We start from the raw sequence: 17177 nt of genomic DNA, 5'->3' as shown, positions 1-17177 counted from the left end.
ATAAAACGCGTTGGCGTGGCCATCCGGCGCTAGAGTTTCACTCGCTCAATCCTCGCTGGCAACCCCTGGCGCACCGCTGCACCTGACACCCAGTCAAGCCAGGTATTGGCTACCTGCCGGGTAGGATCCGCAAAGCCCAAATCGTTGAGATTAATCCCCGACCTTATTTGTGCGTCAAACGCCATCGGCTTGCCGTCGAGCGTATGCTGCGCCGCGCCCATTTCTTTATGCCCATAACCGTGTTCAATGGCGATCACGCCCGGCATCACGCCATTAAGCAGGCTTATCTGCGCCTGCGCCTGACCGCCAGGCGTGGTGATACGCACCATATCGCCGTGCGCTAAACCATATCGTTGACCATCCTGCGGATTAAGCGCCACCAGATTAACCGGCTTCAGATGATGCAGACGTGGGATCACCGCCGTGGCGCTGGACATGGTATTGGATTTAAAAGAAATCAGTTTCAGCGGCCACTCTTGTTCCGGGAACAACTCCTCGACCGCACGCCCATCTGACAGGCGTGAAGGATACCAGGCCGGGCAGCCGCTGTAGCGCTCGCCGGTAATTGCATGGCGGTGCGCGGCGACGTCCGCATTCCAGATTTGTAGCGGTTTTTCCCACGCATTGCCTATCCGATTCTCAACCCGCCCGCTGTTGTCCGGCGCAAAACGCCCACCGCGGGAGTAGATAAACGCCACCCGGCTGATTTCATCGGCTTTCAGCGTTTGGGTCATCACTGGCACGATCCGCTGTACCCCAGTCAGCGCTATGTCTTCCGGTTGCGCTTCAGCGACCGGCGCTTTGCCCATAAACGCAATATTGGCGGCGAGTCGCAGGTAGTAATCTTCCGCACGATTCAACGGATAGTGATTGCCCTGCGGATCGGTAATCGCATTGTCACCAAATCCGGGGAGCCCGATACGTTTTGCCACTGCGATACAGAAAGATTCCATCGAGGCGGGTTGACCATCAGCGGTTCTGCTGGTTGCCGCTGTCACTACCGGCCAACGCGCGGTGGTGGCTTTACTGGCAACGCCGGCCCACGGGGCGCTGAATCCCCAACTTTCGAAGTTGTGGGTATCCGGCACGATGTAATCGGCCAGCGCCGTGGTTTCGTTCATAAAGGCGTCAATAGCGATAAACAGCGGCAGACGCGCAGGATCCTTGAGCTTTTCTTCCGCCACGCCGCGCAACCCTGCGATGCCGTAGAACGGGTTGGTCATGTTTGAGATCCAGGCTTTCAGCGGATAAGGGTAGCCTTCCAGCGCCGAGACGAGGAGTTCGGTAAGCTGGCCTGCGACAAACGGATACCACGGGGCTTTGGCCGGGAAGGGCGATTGTCCGGCCGCCACCTTATTGCGATACTCTTCGGAAGACTCATAAGCAGTTTTACTGCGCGCGATGCTTAATCCTTTTGGTTTTACCTTCCCGGCGAAGCTGTCCATGTTGTAGCGCGGACCGTCGGTGGCGCCATTGAACTTGCCGCCGCCGACAAATACGCCGCCTTCAAGACTGAGATTGCCAATCAGCGCATTGAGCATCATCACCGACCAGGCGTTATAAAATCCATTGCCTGCCATCATTCCACCGTGCGTAATCACCGCTGCCTGGCGGCCATGGCGGGTAAACGCGTCGGCCAGGGCGCCAATGTCAGCTTCAGACACGCCGCATTGCTGGCTGTACTGCGTCAGCGTTAGTTTCCCGGCGGACTCTTTCATACACTGGAAGCTGCTTTTTACCGTCACCGTCTGACCGTCTGCCAGCGTGACCTGGCGGGTGACGAACAGCTGCGCGCGTGGGCAACTGCTGGCGGCGACAATTTCGCCGGCCTCGTTAATGACCACCGGCTCCTGGGCGGCGTTTGCACTCAGGTGCGCGAGGGTTAAATGCTGTCCGGCAAGGGTTGGAAGCTCATCGGTAATCACCAGATGCGTGGCGTTAGTCCAGCTTTTTTCCCCGGCCTGCTGCATGGCCTGTACGCCGGGAATGGTGAGATAATCGGCGTTATAACGCTGTTTTTCGATAATCCAACGGATCATCCCCATCGCCAGCGCGGAGTCACTTCCCGGTCGTACAGGCTGCCAGTGGCCGCGATTGTCAGCCTGCACCGTGGTCAATGGCAGGGCCGGCGCCACCACCACATAACGGAAGTCGTCGCGTAAACGGGCGCTGGCCAGTTGGCGAGCCTGGCGCTTAAACGGGTTACCGGATTGCGCCGGAGACGTTCCCATAAATAGCGCGAATTTGACGTTGTCCCAGTCGGGCTTCACGTGGGTGTTTTTATCCAGATCGCCCATTAACGCACCGGAACCGGCCCGGTATGCCAGACCACAGTAAGCGCCATGAGCGCCGAAGTTTTTACTGCCAAAACTATTTAATGCAAAGCGGCGCAAAAATGAATCACGTCCTTCATCGCTGGTATTGGTGACCAGCAGTTGATTGGATTTAGGGCCATAGCCGGGATGCCTGGCATCAAGCGGCGTGTTGGTGTCATGGATTGCCCGCAAGCCGTCAACGTGGCCTTCACCAAACAAGTCGCCGCCTTCCACCACCTCTTTGATCAGCTGTTCGAAGCTGATGCGCTGCCATTTTCCCTCACCGCGTTTGCCGACACGTTTCATGGGCTGGAGAATGCGTAACGGGCTGTATAAACCTTCAAGTAAGGTTGCGCCACGGGCGCAGGCCGTGGAACGCGCGTCAAGACCCGTTTCGCCCGCCAGTTGTTCCATTGCGGTGGCAAAGGGGACGGAGGCGTCAATATGGTGCTCGTGAGACAATGGGTGATAGGGGTTGCCTGCAATGCGCAACACCTTTCCTTGTTCGCTGTCAACGCGCACCCGCACGCCACACTGCGTCCAGCAGCCGAAGCACTGCGTCATGGAGATAACCTGCTGCGGGTTCTGCTGCCAGCGCGGCTGGGCATTGGCTTCGGGGATGAGGGCGTTACCAAAGATGCGGTCTCGGGTAATTTTGCCCGAGGAGCCGTCCAGCAAACCGTCTATCGCGCGCTTTGCCACATCCCGATAACTCAGGCCAAAAGTCACCATGCCACCTACGGCAAGGCCTACTTTAAGCCACTGACGACGGGTTAAATTAGCCATGTTGCATTCTCCTTGCGATCGCGTTCAGGGCTTCACGAACAATAATGATCAGTGCTATCCACAGGCCGAAGGTGCCCACAATGGCCAGCCAGCCATCGGTACCACCGGGCAGGGTGTAAGGATTAAACAGCGCGTTAAATTTCGGTATGGTCTGCACCTGGATAAGTAACGTCCAGCGCATCAGCCAGCACAGCGCCATCGCGCTAAATGCAAGTAATATGCGCAGCTGCAGCGATAAGGGGTTACGGAGCACCAGCCCGCACAGGACAAGCGAAACAAGCCATAGCGCAACCCAACCGATAGCGTAGTGTCGTGCTAACGGGGCAACGTTCAGCCATTGGCGAATAGCCGAACCGGAAAGCGTATTGCCGCTCACCCATATCACCACGACCAAAGCCAGTACCATCAGGGTGACTGTCTGCCCCCACGCCAGTTTGCGGGTCAATGTTCCCTCGCTTTTTGTCGCGGCGATGAGCAGGGCGAGAAACGTTTGCAGCGCGCTGAGGAACATCGCAACCGGAAAGGCGTAGCTGAACCAGACAGGACGCGCCTGCACTACCGACACTTCGCGGCCGGTGTATACCAGCAACCCGATGGCTGACAAGGCGCTACCTATCGCCAACCACTTAGTGACGCTGTAACTTTTAAGCATTAACCTTTTAACATGCTGCGCCAGAAACCACAGACCTAAGAAGCCGGTAAAGAGCGGTAAAAACAGCGCGCCCCAGGGCATCCAGGACCACGGCGTCGGCCAGGCGTAGAAATGCCAGACGCGGGCGGTTTGGTGTAAGTCAGCGGTCAGCGCCAGCGGCGCGGTAATCGCGCAGGTCAGGGCGATTAACAGCGTCAGGTTTTCCAGTTCCGGCATCTCTTGTTTACGCCAGTGAAGCACGCAGGCGAACAGCGCGGCGCAGGCGGCAATGCCGATGAAAAAGAAATATTGTACGGCCCAGGGTAACCAGCTTACGTCCTGGGGATGGGCCAGAACCTCTTCAATAACCAGTGAATGGTTCATTTAAACCTCCTGCCAGAGAGCGGGTTGAGCACGTCCCATCAACGGGGTTACTAATGCTTCGTCCAGACCCAGATAGAACACGTGCGGTGATGTCCCGTTTTCCGGTTTCAGGACTTTGATGGCGTCATGGTGTTCACGCAGCATTTGAGAAATCCGGCTGTGCGGATCTTTGATATCGCCTATGATGCGCGCGCCGCCGACGCAGGATTCCACGCAGGCCGGGAGCAGGCCAGCTTCGAGGCGATGAACGCAAAAGGTACATTTATCGGCGGTTTGTGTTTCATGGTTGATGAACCGCGCATCATAAGGGCAGGCCTGCACGCAGTAGGCGCAGCCCACGCAGCGCGTGTTGTCGACCACCACAATGCCGTCTTCGCGTTGGAAGGTAGCCTGTACCGGGCAAACGGGCACGCAGGGAGGATTATCACAATGGTTGCACAGCCGCGGCAGCAGGACGTTGGTGACGCTCTGCTGACCTTCAATCTGCACCTGGTACTGGTTAACGAGGGTGCGAAATTCACCCTGCGGCGTCTGGTTTTCAATGGCGCAACTGACAGTACAGGCCTGGCAGCCGATACAGCGTCGCAGGTCAACCAGCATGGCGTAGCGATGCTGAAGTGAGCCTTCATGGCGTTCAGGCGAGAAGGGAAATTGCGCCTGAGCCAAGGGTACCAGTGATGCGCCAGCGGTCAGGACGCCCAGTTGTTGGAGAAACTGCCGTTTACTGCTGTCCATATTTTCTCCCGTCACGATGCAACAACGAAACATTGGTCACGCCGTTGGTTTGCGTGTGATGAATAAAGAATCTTGATGATTTACAGTGTAAAAATCGTGACGGGGGGTACTCTATTGTGGTTAACCACATACCCGGCTTGTTGTTGATCTAAAACAACATAATTGACAGGGATAATTGAGTGGGACGCAACGTAGCAAAATGTCTGACGGTGCTGGTGTCGCTATGGATGCTAAGCGGTGTGGTCAGGGCTCAGACATGGAACATTGGCGTTTTGGCGATGCGTGGGGATGTCTCCACGCGTAATCACTGGCAGCCGCTGGAAACCCTGTTGAATCAGCAAATTCCCGGCGAACAGTTTCATATTCAACCGCTGGACCTGCGGCAGATGCAGGAGGCGGTGAATCGTGGAACGGTACAATTTGTGGTCACTAATCCGGCGCAATTTGTTCAACTAAACAGCCGCGCTGCGCTACGCTGGCTGGCGTCACTCCGTTCTACTCGCGGGGGGAAAGCCACCAGTAATGTGATTGGCAGCGCGATCCTCGTCAGGCGCGATAGCGGGATAACCTCCGCACACGATCTGATCGGCAAAACGGTGGGTGCCATTGATGCTCAGGCATTTGGCGGCTATTTGCTGGGATATAAAGCGCTCAGCGATGCCGGCCTGCGCCCGGATCGCGATTTGCGCCTGACGTTTACCGGATTTCCCGCCGATGCCTTACTCTATTTATTACGCGAAAAAGCCGTGCAGGCGGTGATTGTGCCGGTGTGCCTGCTGGAAAAAATGGACGAAGAAGGGCTTATTCGTAAAACAGATTTTACGGCGGTGCTTAACCATCCGACGTCGATTCCCTGTTTAACCAGTACGCCGCTCTATCCTGACTGGTCATTTGCGGCACTGCCTGCGGTAAGCGACGAGCTGGCCGATCGCGTCACGCGGGCCCTGTTCAATGCGCCGCAGAACGCGACGTTTCGCTGGGGGGCGCCCGCCTCGACCCGCGAGGTGGAAGCGTTGCTGCGCGATGTCCGCCAGCATCCGCAGCAGCGCCAGCTGTGGCTGGATGTCAAAAGCTGGTTTATTCAACATCGGCTGGCGATGGGGGCCGCGGCTCTTGTCTTGTTGTTGTTGACGCTCAATTACATCTGGGTGATGTTGCTGGTCCGCCGACGCGGCAGGCAGTTGGAGCAAAACAACGTATTGTTGCGCAAACAGGAACAGGAGCTGGAAACCGCTCGCCAAATGAGCGTGCTTGGCGAGATGACGTCGGGTTTTGCCCACGAGCTCAATCAGCCGCTATCGGCTATCCGTCATTATGCGCAGGGCTGTCTGATCCGCCTGCGTAGTCAGGATCAACAGCATCCGCTGCTGCCCGCGCTGGAGCACATTGATACCCAGGCGCAGCGGGGGGCTGATACGCTGCACAATCTTCGCCAGTGGGTCAGCCAGGCACAGGGCAATCCGGTGATGACCGATGACTGGCAGGTCGTCAACGTTCATGATGCTATCCATCACGTCTGGCAATTATTACGCATGCCCCAGCAATTTCCGGCGGTAGCGCTGCAAACGCAGATCGGTAAGGCGTTAACATTAACGTTGCCGAGTGTTCTCCTCGAACAGGTACTGGCCAATGTGGTTCTCAACGCCGCCCAGGCGGGGGCTACCACCGTGTGGTTTTGCGCTCAGCGTGAGGATGGTGATGTGAGTATTCAGGTGCAGGATAACGCCGGAGGTATTGATGAGGTGCAGCTGTACCAGGCTTTTCAGCCGTTTATGACCACCCGTAAAGAGGGCATGGGGCTGGGGCTAGCCATTTGTCAGCGGCTGGTGCGCTACGCAAACGGAGACATTGCGATCAAAAATCATCAGGCTCCAGATGACAAAGCGGGCGTGGTAGTGACATTACATTTTAAGCAAAATCCGGAGGGAGGCCGTCGTGGCAATCATTCATCTGCTGGATGACGATATTGCCGTCACCCAGGCTTGCGCGTTTTTACTGGAAAGTCTGGGATATGAGGTGTGTTGCTGGGAGCAAGGCGAAACATTCCTCACCGAGGCAAATCTGCACCAGGTGGGCGTACTTTTGCTGGATATGCGTATGCCTGTACTGGATGGGCATGCTGTGCATGAAGCCATGCGCCAGCGTGAGAGTACGCTGGCGGTGGTATTTCTCACCGGGCATGGCGATGTGCCGATGGCGGTTGAACAAATGAAACGCGGTGCGGTCGATTTTTTGCAAAAGCCGGTTTCCGCCGCGCCTCTGCAAGCGGCGTTAGAGCATGCAGTGCAGATTTCTCACGCCGCCTTTTCGCGACAAGAGATCGTGGTTTGCTATCAGCAGCTTACGCCAAAGGAGCGAGAGCTGGCGCAACTGGTAGCAAAAGGGTTAATGAATCGGGAAATTGCTGATGCCATGAATATTGCCGTGCGCACGGTTGAGGTTCATCGGGCGCGGGTGATGGAAAAAATGCAGGCGGGGAGTCTTGCTGAACTGGTTAATCGACTGCAGAGGATTCAGTAAATTTATGACATTTATTTGATTTTCATTGAATTTTGTCTAATCCGTCAGACTGATATATGCTGTTGGTTTGAGTTAATGACGAGCGGGAAAAAATGGGAAATCAGACCAAAGACGATGAGTTGTACCGTGAAATGTGCAGAGTAGTCGGTAAAGTAGTGCTGGAAATGCGCGATCTGGGACAAGAGCCTAAGCATGTCGTCATTGCGGGAGTACTGAGAACCACCCTCGCCAACCAGCGTGTGAAGCGCAGCGAGTTAGAAAAACAGGCTATTGAGACCGTCATTAAAGCATTAGCCGGTTAATCCACAAAAAGAGGATGGTGGTCTCGTTCGCCGTCCTTTTATTCTCGTCACGTTAATTTATCAATATATATAATTTAGTGCTGCAATTAGAAGAGTAACCTTCGCTGTATATTGAGTTATATTCCGAATGATATATTAAAATATATATGCGAGTAGAGTCACAAATATTTGCAAAGCATGTGAAATATTATTTCAACTTATCTTAATGATAATAAATCTCACTCCGCATTTATTATTTCCCTTCCGTTTTTTAATTGATGACGATCAAAACTATGAGCGCTGAATAACCACATTATCTTTACGCCTAACCCTAAAGGATTAGATTCATTCAGTTTAACCACCGTCATTTTACGCGATCAGGTTAGGGCAAAAATTTACGTGTTGTTGGCAACATTAACCGCCCGAAATGGCTTGAGTTGCACGGGTTTAATTTAGCCTGGAGGTGTTGCTAACACAGCGTTTGCGAAGAGGATGCGAAATAAATGAATCAGGTTGATCGTCCATTTTTAGATTGTGGTTTAACGCGGCTTGAATTTCTGCGGATATCAGGAAAAGGTTTGGCAGGATTAACCATCGCCCCTGCACTGTTATCACTTTTTGGCTGTAAGCAGGAAGATATCGACAGCGGTACCGTGGGGCTTATCAATACGCCGAAAGGGGTGCTGGTGACCCAGCGAGCGCGCTGTACTGGCTGCCACCGCTGTGAAATTTCCTGTACCAATTATAACGATGGTGCCGTGGGGACTTTCTTTTCCCGTATAAAAATCCATCGCAACTTCTTCTTTGGCGATGATGGCGTCGGGTCCGGTGGCGGACTTTATGGCGATTTAAACTATACCGCTGATACCTGCCGTCAGTGCAAAGATCCGCAATGCATGAAGGTCTGCCCCATTGGCGCTATTACCTGGAAACAGGAAGACGGCTGTATTGCGGTGGATCATAAACGTTGTATTGGCTGCAGCGCTTGTACCACCGCCTGCCCGTGGATGATGGCGACCGTGAATACCGAAACAAAAAAATCCTCAAAATGTGTGTTATGTGGGGAGTGCGCCAATGCTTGTCCGACTGGGGCATTAAAAATTATCGAGTGGAAAGATATTACTGTTTGATAGATAGCAGGCATACCTGATACGCGTCATTAATTGCCAAAAATATCGCAGTTTTGCAAAAAAACTGCCTGAAGGATGGCGGGTATATCTATTAAACCTTCTTGCAAAGGAAAACATGATGGCTAATGGTTGGACAGGTAATATTTTACGGGTCAATCTCACCACGGGGAATATCACCCTTGAAGATTCCAGTAAATTTAAAAAATTTGTCGGCGGGATGGGCTTTGGTTATAAAATTATGTACGACGAAGTCCCGCCAGGCACCATGCCTTTCGATGAAGGGAATAAACTGGTTTTCGCCACCGGGCCATTAACGGGCTCTGGTGCCCCTTGTAGCTCCCGCGTCAATATCACCTCCTTATCGACTTTTACCAAAGGCAATTTAGTGGTGGATGCTCATATGGGCGGCTTCTTTGCTGCGCAAATGAAATTCGCCGGTTACGACGCCATTATTATCGAAGGCAAGTCCGCGACGCCTGTCTGGATCAACATTAAAGACGAAAAGGTCAGCATCGAAAAAGCCGATTTCCTGTGGGGTAAGGGAACGCGCGCCACAACCGAAGAGATTTGCCGCATTACCAGCCCGGAAACCTGCGTCGCCGCTATTGGTCAGGCGGGTGAAAATCTGGTGCCGCTCTCCTGCATGATCAACAGTCGCAACCACAGCGGAGGCGCCGGTACTGGCGCGGTAATGGGGTCGAAAAACCTGAAGGCTATTGCGGTAGAAGGGACCAAAGGGGTCAATATTGCCGATCGTAAAGAGATGAAGCGGCTCAATGATTACATGATGACCGAGCTCATCGGTGCCAACAACAACCACGTTGTGCCAAGCACCCCGCAGGCCTGGGCAGAATACTCTTCGCCAAACTCGCGCTGGACGGCCCGTAAGGGACTGTTCTGGGGCGCTGCAGAAGGGGGACCAATCGAAACCGGGGAAATCCCGCCGGGTAACCAGAATACCGTGGGTTTCCGTACCTATAAATCCGTGTTCGATTTGGGGCCAGCCGCTGAGAAATACACGGTCAAAATGAGCGGCTGCCATTCATGCCCCATTCGCTGTATGTCGCAGCTCAATGTCCCGCGGGTGAAAGATTTTGGCGTGCCAAGTACCGGCGGTAACACCTGCGTGGCGAACTTTGTCCACACCACCATTTTCCCCAATGGCCCGAAAGATTTCGACGATAAAGACGATGGGCGCGTGGTGGGAAATCTGATTGGCCTGAACCTGTTTGACGATTATGGCATCTGGTGTAACTACGGGCAGTTGCACCGTGATTTTACTTACTGCTATTCGAAAGGCGTCTTTAAGCGCGTACTGCCAGCTGAAGAGTATGCGGAGATCCGCTGGGATCAGCTGGAAGCGGGCGATCCTCATTTTATTAAGGATTTTTACTACCGGTTGGCGCATCGCGTGGGGGAACTCAGCCATCTTGCGGACGGATCGTATGCCATTGCTGAACGCTGGGATTTGGGCGAAGAGTACTGGGGTTATGCCAAAAATAAACTGTGGTCGCCGTTTGGTTTTCCTGTCCACCATGCAAACGAGGCCTCTGCACAGGTGGGGGCGATCACCAACTGTATGTTTAACCGTGACTGTATGGCGCACACCCATATCAACTTCATCGGTTCCGGTTTACCGCTGAAATTACAGCGCGAAGTGGCGGGCGAGCTATTTGGTTCGCAGGATGCATACGACGAAACCAAAAACTACACCCCAATCAATGCCGCCAAGATCAAATATGCCAAATGGACGCTGCTGAAAGTCTGTCTGCATAACGCGGTTACGCTGTGCAACTGGGTGTGGCCGATGACGGTTTCACCACTCAAGAGCCGTAACTATCGCGGCGATTTGGATCTGGAAGCAAAATTCTTCCAGGCGGTCACCGGCGATGAAACCACGCAGGCGAGTCTGGACTTGGCCGCTGAACGCATCTTTACCCTGCACCGTGCCTATACGGTCAAATTGATGCAAACCAAAGATATGCGCAATGAGCACGATCTCATCTGCTCCTGGGTGTTTGATAAAGATCCGAAGATCCCGGTCTTCACTGAAGGGACCGACAAGATGGACCGGGAAGATATGCGTCAGTCGCTGACGATGTTCTATCAGGAAATGGGCTGGGATCCAGAACTGGGTTGCCCAACGCGTGAAACCCTGAACCGACTCGGACTTGAAGATGTAGCCGCTGATTTGGCTGCACAAGATCTGTTGCCGGCGTAAGGAATGCGAGATGACTAACGTGAGCGACGTGCTGACCCCCGTTGAGGCGTTTCCTGACGAAGTGGATAGCCGAAAGAGACAGTGGCTGCAGGCGTTTCACCCGCCTGTAGAACAGATGAATGCGCCCCAGGTTCAGGAACCAGCCAGCCCGGAGTTGATTGTGGCAGATTTTATCCGCCAGCATTCAGCATCGGGGCAACTGGTGGCGCGCAGTGTCTTTTTGCTGCCGCCTTATTCGGTTCCTGAAACCGATCTTTCCGCGCTGCTGGATGTGCTGGGCCAGGACGCGAATGGTGCGGATATCACCTGTGTGCAGGGTGCGGAAGAAGCATATTTCTATTCGACGCAAACCATGACGGCAAATTACGCCGACATGTGTGTGCAGGTGGTGGAAAACGACATCTGCCGTGCGATTGCCGAGGCGGTACGCTTCGATTGTCGAACGTATCCTCGCCCTTATAAGGTCGCCATGTTGACGCAACCGCCGTATCGCTTTGAGTCTCAACAGATTGCCGCTGCGCTCACGGCTATGGAAACGCATCCTGATTATGCAGATATACGGACTGTGGAATCGTCAAATGCGGAGCCTTATTTGTTCAGCGAACGTTTTATGAGTTATGGCAAAGCGTACGGCCTGTGCGAATGGCTTGAGGTTGAGCAGTATCAGAACCCCTGAATTATTCAGGTTGATGTCATGGAACGTGTGGACGACCACTGTCACAGTATTAGAGGATAACCCGATGTCCTTCACCCGACGAAAATTTGTCATTGGCATGGGGACGGTGATTTTTTTCACTGGCCCAGGTCAAAATCTGTTAGCGAGTACCAGGAGTTCTAAAGACGTACATTACGTCATGATTCACGATGAATCACTGTGTAACGGATGTAATATCTGCGCCCGCGCATGCAGGAAAACCAACCATGTTCCTGCGCAGGGTAGCCGTTTGTCGATAGCTCATATTCCGGTTTCGGACAACGACAACGAAACGCTGTATCACTACTTCCGTCAGTCCTGCCAGCACTGTGATGATGCCCCCTGTATTGAGGTGTGTCCGACCGGCGCCTCATGGCGAGATGACAACGGCATTGTGCGGGTAGACACGTCTTCCTGTATCGGCTGCAGTTACTGTATTGGCGCGTGTCCTTATCAGGTGCGTTATCTCAACCCGCAGACCAAAGTGGCGGATAAATGCGACTTCTGCGCTGAATCTCGTCTGGCGAAAGGTTTCCCGCCGATCTGTGTTAATGCCTGCCCGGAACATGCGCTGATTTTTGGTCGCGAAGATAGCCCGGAAATTCAGACCTGGTTGAGAGAAAATAAGTATTACGAGCATCAACTTGCAGGCGCCGGGAAACCCCATCTGTATCGTCGGTTCGGTCAACATTTGATTAAAAAGGAAAATGTATGAACGCGTCGCAGAATGCCGAACAGTTTCACGCCCAGCTTGCGCAGTATGTTCCCCTGTTTTCACCGGACTACTGGCCTGTGTGGTTGGTCATCGCCGGGTTAATGCTAGTGGGGATGTGGCTGGTGCTGGCGCTACACGCCATGCTGCGCTTTCGGGCCGCGCATAAAGCGTCGGCAGGGCACGGTGAGAAAGTCTATTTATACTCGAAGGCCGTTCGTTTGTGGCACTGGTCGAATGCGCTGCTATTTCTGCTACTTCTGGTCAGTGGCCTGGTCAATCACTTCTCCGTCGTCAGTGCGTCGGTGATGAAAAGCCTGCTTACCGTGCATGAGGTCTGCGGCTTTTTGCTGCTCGCCTGCTGGATTGGCTTTGTCCTGATCAATCTGATTGGCGGCAACGGGCATCACTATATTATCCAACGTCAGGGCTGGATCGGACGAGCGCAAAGACAAACGCGTTTTTACCTGTTTGGCATTATGCAGGGCGAGTCACACCCATTCCCGGCATCAAAGCGTTCTAAATTCAACCCGCTACAGCAGGCGGCCTATGTTGGCGTGATGTATGGCTTACTGCCACTGCTGTTGATCTCAGGGTTGTTATCGCTCTATCCGACGGTTGTCGGTGACCTGTTCCCCGGCGTGCGTTACTGGTTGCTCCAGGCGCACTTCGCGCTGGCAATAATCAGTCTGTTTTTCATTTTTGGGCATCTTTATCTCTGCACGACAGGTCGTACGCCGGGCGAAACCTTCAAGTGTATGGTGGATGGCTATCACCGGCATTAAGCGATGATGATTACGCGAAGTGACTTACGGGCCTGGCGCGTTGGGCCCGTAATGTATCGCTGGTTTCTACGCGCGTTTCCAACTGGCGGAAGCTACGCTGATGTCCATCGTGCGCTCCAGCGGGAAGGGTATACAGACTGGGCAAATAGTCTGGTGGAATACGGCTGGTCAAAATGGCGGGAAGAGGCGAGTTTTGCCCAGCAGGATATTCGCGCGATGGGGAATATTTCCCGTGTGCAAACGGCGGGGGAAATCAGCCCTCCGCTGGCGAGTGCGGAAGATAATGCCCGATTCAGTTGTGCAGGCGATAACGTTAAAATCACCAGCGCCGGGTATGCCGCACAGATCGCCAGCGCAGGTTACAGCGCACGTATTGGTAGCGTAGGCTATAACGCGCATATCGGCAGTTCAGGCGATCGCGGGCGAATTGCGGTTGCGGGAAATTCGGCACGTATCAGTAGCGTGGGTGACGGGACGCGTATCGCCAGTACCGGCATGCGCGTACGCATCAGTTCGCTCGGCGACAGAAACCGGATTGCCTGCGGTGGTGATTTAACTCAGTTGGCCTGTTTTGGCGCAGAGTCTAAAATCGCCAACTGCGCCGACAACATCCACATTATTGCCAGCGGAGAGAACGCCGTTGTTGCCAGTACCGGTGTTGTCGATTCGATAATACTCGGCCCCGGCGGCTGCGCGGCGCTGGCCTATCACGATGGCGAGAGAATGCGTTTTGCACTTGCCGTTGAGGGGGAAAATAACATTCGGGCGGGCGTGAAATATCGGCTCAACGAAGACCACCAGTTTGTGGAATGTTGAGCCGTGATCTCATTTTAACGCGAAGCGGCGTTGGGTGATTTTCTCCAGGCTCAGGCACAGCAGGTAATAGACCAGTCCCGTAAAAATAAAAATGGCTGCCGGATAGATTTGTACCCGGCTGTTAACCTGACCCGCAACCGTTGTGAGTTCCGGCACGTTAACGATAAACGCCAACGACGTGTCCTTCAGTAATCCAATAAAAATCCCCGTCAGCGATGGCAGTACGTTACGCAGCACCTGCGGCAATAAGATAAGCCACAGGGCCTGATACGGGCGAAAACCCTGAACCACGGCAGCATCATATTGCCCGCCAGGCAGCGCGCTAATTCCTGCATACACTGAGTGCATGACCGAGGCAGCGGTGAACCATGCCAGCGCCAGCGTCACGGTAACGGCTCCGGGGAGATCGCTTCCGGTCAGCATGGGTAGCAAATACCACATCCAGAAAATCACAAAGATTAGCGGAATGCCGCGAATAAACTCCGCCCAGATAAACAACCCGTTGCGAACCGTGCCCGGAAAACGCCAGGCGCAGCAGGCAAGAACTATCCCACCAGGCAAGGCCAGCAGCGCCGCGCCGAGAGCCATCAACAACGTGAGCAGAACGCCGCCGGGTTGTCCCTGAGCCACCCGTCCCCACAGGAGATAATCAAGATTGTCGGTAATGACCGAAATATTAGCGATCATGCAGTATGCTCCTGACGCTGAAGATACGCGTTTTAACCTTTGACGATTTACCCGATGCAGGTCGTGGGCCAAGACGCGTAAGCAGCATACCCAGAACGATGCCTGTGAACAGATAGAGCGCAGTGCCAACAGCAAAGGCTTCCAGCGCGTGCGCGTTGTAGCTCTCAATTTGCCGCACCTGGTAGGTGAGCTCAGCAAATCCAATACCACTGGCAAGCGAGGAAAGTTTCATCAGGTTAAGGTATTGCCCAACAATGGGTTGCCAGGCGTTCGCCAGTCCCTGAGGGAGCAGAATGTGACGAAACGTCGCCCAGGATGAAAAACCCTGCGCCACGGCAGCCTCACGTTGTCCGGCAGAAACCGCCTGTAAACCAGAGGCGATCTCCTCGACCAAAAATGCCGAGGTAAATACGCCCAGCCCCCATGCTGAACAGATAAACTCTGGTGTTAACCACCAGACATCGCCTGGCAGAATAGACCAGGGATGCTCTGCATTGATGAAGGTAATGATGTTGCGGGGCAGCCAGTTCCATGCGGCAAAATACCAGAACATCAGTTGCACCAGTAAAGGCGTGTTGCGAAACACCGAAATCCATACACTGACCACCGCTTTGTTGAAGCGATTGCCCGTCAGACGCAGGCCGAGTAGGAAGATGGCAATGAGCGTGGCGAGTACGACACCTGCCAGTGTCACCCAGAGCGTGGTGAGAAAACCGGAAATTATCCATTGCAGAGGTTGCCCGCTCAGCACTCCCTGCCAGTCCATTGCAAGCATTATAGCGATGACTCCTGGTGTAACGGGTCGAGCACTTTTTTCAGGAAACGCTGGGTTCTCGGGTGCTGTGGCCGGGTGAAAAAATCCTCCGGCGCGGCCACTTCAAGAATTTCTCCGCCATCGATGAATACCACGCGATCGGCAATCTCACGGGCAAAATGCATTTCATGGGTCACGACGATCATGGTGATACCGCTGTGGGCCAGGTTTTTCATCACCTGTAATACTTCGCCGATCATTTCCGGATCCAGCGCGGAGGTGGGCTCATCAAACAGAAGGATTTGTGGCGATGAGGCCAGCGCGCGGGCGATGGCCACGCGCTGTTGCTGCCCACCGGACAACTGTGCGGCATAAGCGCTCGCTTTTTCTGCTAGTCCCACCTGATCCAGCAATTCGAGTGCCCGACGCGCCGCTGCCGCCTTGTTCCAGCCGTGAACATATTCCAGCGCCAGCGAGATGTTCTGATGCGCTGTCAGATGCGAATAGAGATTGAATTGCTGAAAAACGAAACCGATACGGCTGCGTAACTGGCGTAATGCTGCCCCGCGCAACTGACTAATTGGTTTGTCATCAATGAAAATCTCGCCACCGCTGAGCGACTCAAGCTGGTTGATAAGGCGTATAAGCGTGGATTTTCCCGAGCCAGAAGGGCCCAGAATAGTCACCACTTCACCGGGTTCAACTGACAGGCTGACGCCGTTAAGTACGGTATGAGTGTCAAACTGTTTGATGACATTGCGCAGTTCGACGCTTGCCTGGCGCAAATGGTTAAAATCCGCCGCGGAAACTGCACAACGATGAAACAGGGCTGAGAGCATATTACTTCGCTTCTATTTTAAAGGCGCGGGGTTGCGGATTTTTGGTTTCAGGGCCAAACCAGACATCATAAATTTTTGCCGCCTGCCCGGTAGATTCCAGCCTCAAAAGCTCATCATTGACGGCTTTTAACAGCGCTGGCTCACCTTTTTTCACTCCCACGCCGATCTCTTCTTTGCTCAACAGATCAGGCAGAATTTTGAAATCTGCTTTATCCGGCGCACCGCTTAATAGACCGGCCAGAATCGTACTGTCCTGGGTGATGGCCTGAACATTGCCATTGCGTAGCGCGGTTAACGCCAGTGGAATATCGTCGTAGGCCAGCACACGCGACTGCGGGAAGCGCTGATGTAGCGCCTGCTCACCGGTAGTACCTTTTACCGCGCCGATTCGCGCTTTGCTGTATGCATCGAGCTGGTCCGGGGATTTGGCCGGTACCAGGAACTGCTGCCCGGTAACAAAATAGGGGACGGAGAAGTCAATGACCTGCGCCCGCTCAGGCGTAATCGTGATATCCGCCACGATTAAATCGGCTTTACCGGATTGTAATAACGGAATGCGGTTTGCCGGATTAGTCGCTACCAGTTCCAGTTTTACGCCGAGGGATTTTGCCAGCGCTTCAGCAAAATCAACGTCATAGCCGACAATCTTATGCGTTTTTGCATCGATGGAGCCAAACGGCGGATTCGCGTCGAATGTCGCAACTTTTACTACACCTGCGGCTTTGATATCGGCCAGTTGGTCAGCCTGAGCCTGCGAGGCGGCAATGCCGGTGGCCAGCAGCACGCCGAGTGCCAACAGTGTTTTTTTAGCGCGGTAAGTTTTCGTTGCCATCATGATGTAAATCCCTGTCGTTTTTGGTTTGTGCTTTTTACGCTCCCATAACTTA

16 protein-coding genes are annotated in these 17177 nt (G+C 53.9%); 9 read left to right on the top strand and 7 right to left on the bottom strand.

What is annotated here, in order from left to right; genetic code table 11:
* Nucleotides 1-29: 29 nt before the first annotated feature.
* Genes ttrA through ttrB form a run of 3 tightly spaced genes read right to left on the bottom strand, consistent with a single transcriptional unit; the run spans nucleotide 30 to nucleotide 4851 of the window.
* On the bottom strand, nucleotides 30-3101 hold the full coding sequence (gene ttrA / locus O6D90_RS12695) for a tetrathionate reductase subunit TtrA (protein WP_016156372.1): 3072 nt from the start codon (nucleotides 3099-3101) through the stop codon (nucleotides 30-32).
* A complete protein-coding gene (gene ttrC / locus O6D90_RS12690) occupies nucleotides 3094-4116 on the bottom strand; it encodes a tetrathionate reductase subunit TtrC (protein WP_016156373.1) in 1023 nt (340 codons plus the stop codon). Before ttrC ends, ttrA begins: the two co-directional genes overlap by 8 nt.
* A complete protein-coding gene (ttrB, locus tag O6D90_RS12685; RefSeq protein ID WP_016156374.1) occupies nucleotides 4117-4851 on the bottom strand; it encodes a tetrathionate reductase subunit TtrB in 735 nt (244 codons plus the stop codon).
* Between the two features lie 227 nt (nucleotides 4852-5078).
* Between ttrB and ttrS the strand changes: the two genes are divergently transcribed.
* From ttrS to ydhT, 9 genes are all read left to right on the top strand, one after another.
* Complete coding sequence (gene ttrS, locus O6D90_RS12680) at nucleotides 5079-6812, top strand: tetrathionate respiration histidine kinase TtrS (protein ID WP_231392230.1); 1734 nt, start codon at nucleotides 5079-5081, stop codon at nucleotides 6810-6812.
* A complete protein-coding gene (ttrR, locus tag O6D90_RS12675; RefSeq protein WP_016156376.1) occupies nucleotides 6787-7371 on the top strand; it encodes a tetrathionate respiration response regulator TtrR in 585 nt (194 codons plus the stop codon). Before ttrS ends, ttrR begins: the two co-directional genes overlap by 26 nt.
* A 92-nt stretch (nucleotides 7372-7463) precedes the next feature.
* The gene (fumD, locus tag O6D90_RS12670) at nucleotides 7464-7673 is read left to right on the top strand and encodes a fumarate hydratase FumD (RefSeq protein WP_271143104.1); all 210 of its coding nucleotides are present in this window, start codon (nucleotides 7464-7466) and stop codon (nucleotides 7671-7673) included.
* A 482-nt stretch (nucleotides 7674-8155) separates the two neighbouring features.
* Nucleotides 8156-8782, top strand: a complete 627-nt coding sequence (locus tag O6D90_RS12665; protein WP_016152920.1) for a ferredoxin-like protein — start codon at nucleotides 8156-8158, stop codon at nucleotides 8780-8782.
* 118 nt (nucleotides 8783-8900) lie between these two features.
* Nucleotides 8901-11003, top strand: coding sequence for an aldehyde ferredoxin oxidoreductase (locus O6D90_RS12660; protein WP_016156377.1), 2103 nt, complete (start codon nucleotides 8901-8903; stop codon nucleotides 11001-11003).
* A 10-nt stretch (nucleotides 11004-11013) separates the two neighbouring features.
* Nucleotides 11014-11679 (top strand): YdhW family putative oxidoreductase system protein, encoded by a 666-nt coding sequence (locus O6D90_RS12655; RefSeq protein WP_016156378.1) that lies wholly within the window; start codon nucleotides 11014-11016, stop codon nucleotides 11677-11679.
* A gap of 64 nt (nucleotides 11680-11743) precedes the next feature.
* The gene (locus O6D90_RS12650) at nucleotides 11744-12412 is read left to right on the top strand and encodes a 4Fe-4S dicluster domain-containing protein (RefSeq protein WP_016152923.1); all 669 of its coding nucleotides are present in this window, start codon (nucleotides 11744-11746) and stop codon (nucleotides 12410-12412) included.
* Nucleotides 12409-13194, top strand: coding sequence for a thiosulfate reductase cytochrome B subunit (gene phsC / locus O6D90_RS12645; protein ID WP_016152924.1), 786 nt, complete (start codon nucleotides 12409-12411; stop codon nucleotides 13192-13194). Before O6D90_RS12650 ends, phsC begins: the two co-directional genes overlap by 4 nt.
* 3 nt (nucleotides 13195-13197) lie before the next feature.
* Nucleotides 13198-14010 (top strand): protein YdhT, encoded by an 813-nt coding sequence (gene ydhT / locus O6D90_RS12640; protein ID WP_016156379.1) that lies wholly within the window; start codon nucleotides 13198-13200, stop codon nucleotides 14008-14010.
* A gap of 9 nt (nucleotides 14011-14019) precedes the next feature.
* Here the strand turns inward: ydhT and O6D90_RS12635 are convergent, their stop codons facing one another.
* The 4 genes from O6D90_RS12635 to O6D90_RS12620 are packed head-to-tail and all read right to left on the bottom strand — an operon-like array spanning nucleotide 14020 to nucleotide 17125.
* On the bottom strand, nucleotides 14020-14697 hold the full coding sequence (locus O6D90_RS12635; RefSeq protein WP_016156380.1) for an amino acid ABC transporter permease: 678 nt from the start codon (nucleotides 14695-14697) through the stop codon (nucleotides 14020-14022).
* On the bottom strand, nucleotides 14687-15472 hold the full coding sequence (locus O6D90_RS12630) for an amino acid ABC transporter permease (RefSeq protein ID WP_016156381.1): 786 nt from the start codon (nucleotides 15470-15472) through the stop codon (nucleotides 14687-14689). Before O6D90_RS12630 ends, O6D90_RS12635 begins: the two co-directional genes overlap by 11 nt.
* Entirely contained in the window at nucleotides 15472-16290 is an 819-nt protein-coding gene (locus O6D90_RS12625) for an amino acid ABC transporter ATP-binding protein (protein WP_016156382.1), read from the bottom strand. Before O6D90_RS12625 ends, O6D90_RS12630 begins: the two co-directional genes overlap by 1 nt.
* Before the next feature lies 1 nt (nucleotide 16291).
* On the bottom strand, nucleotides 16292-17125 hold the full coding sequence (locus O6D90_RS12620; RefSeq protein ID WP_016156383.1) for an ABC transporter substrate-binding protein: 834 nt from the start codon (nucleotides 17123-17125) through the stop codon (nucleotides 16292-16294).
* Nucleotides 17126-17177 lie beyond the last annotated feature (52 nt).

The sequence above is a fragment of the Citrobacter sp. 21OH12SH02A-Citro genome, from assembly GCF_027919895.1.
In the GTDB taxonomy this organism is placed as follows: Bacteria; Pseudomonadota; Gammaproteobacteria; order Enterobacterales; family Enterobacteriaceae; genus Citrobacter; species Citrobacter braakii.
Note: the sequence above shows the minus strand (reverse complement) of the source record. Positions and strands in the feature narration are given on the sequence as shown.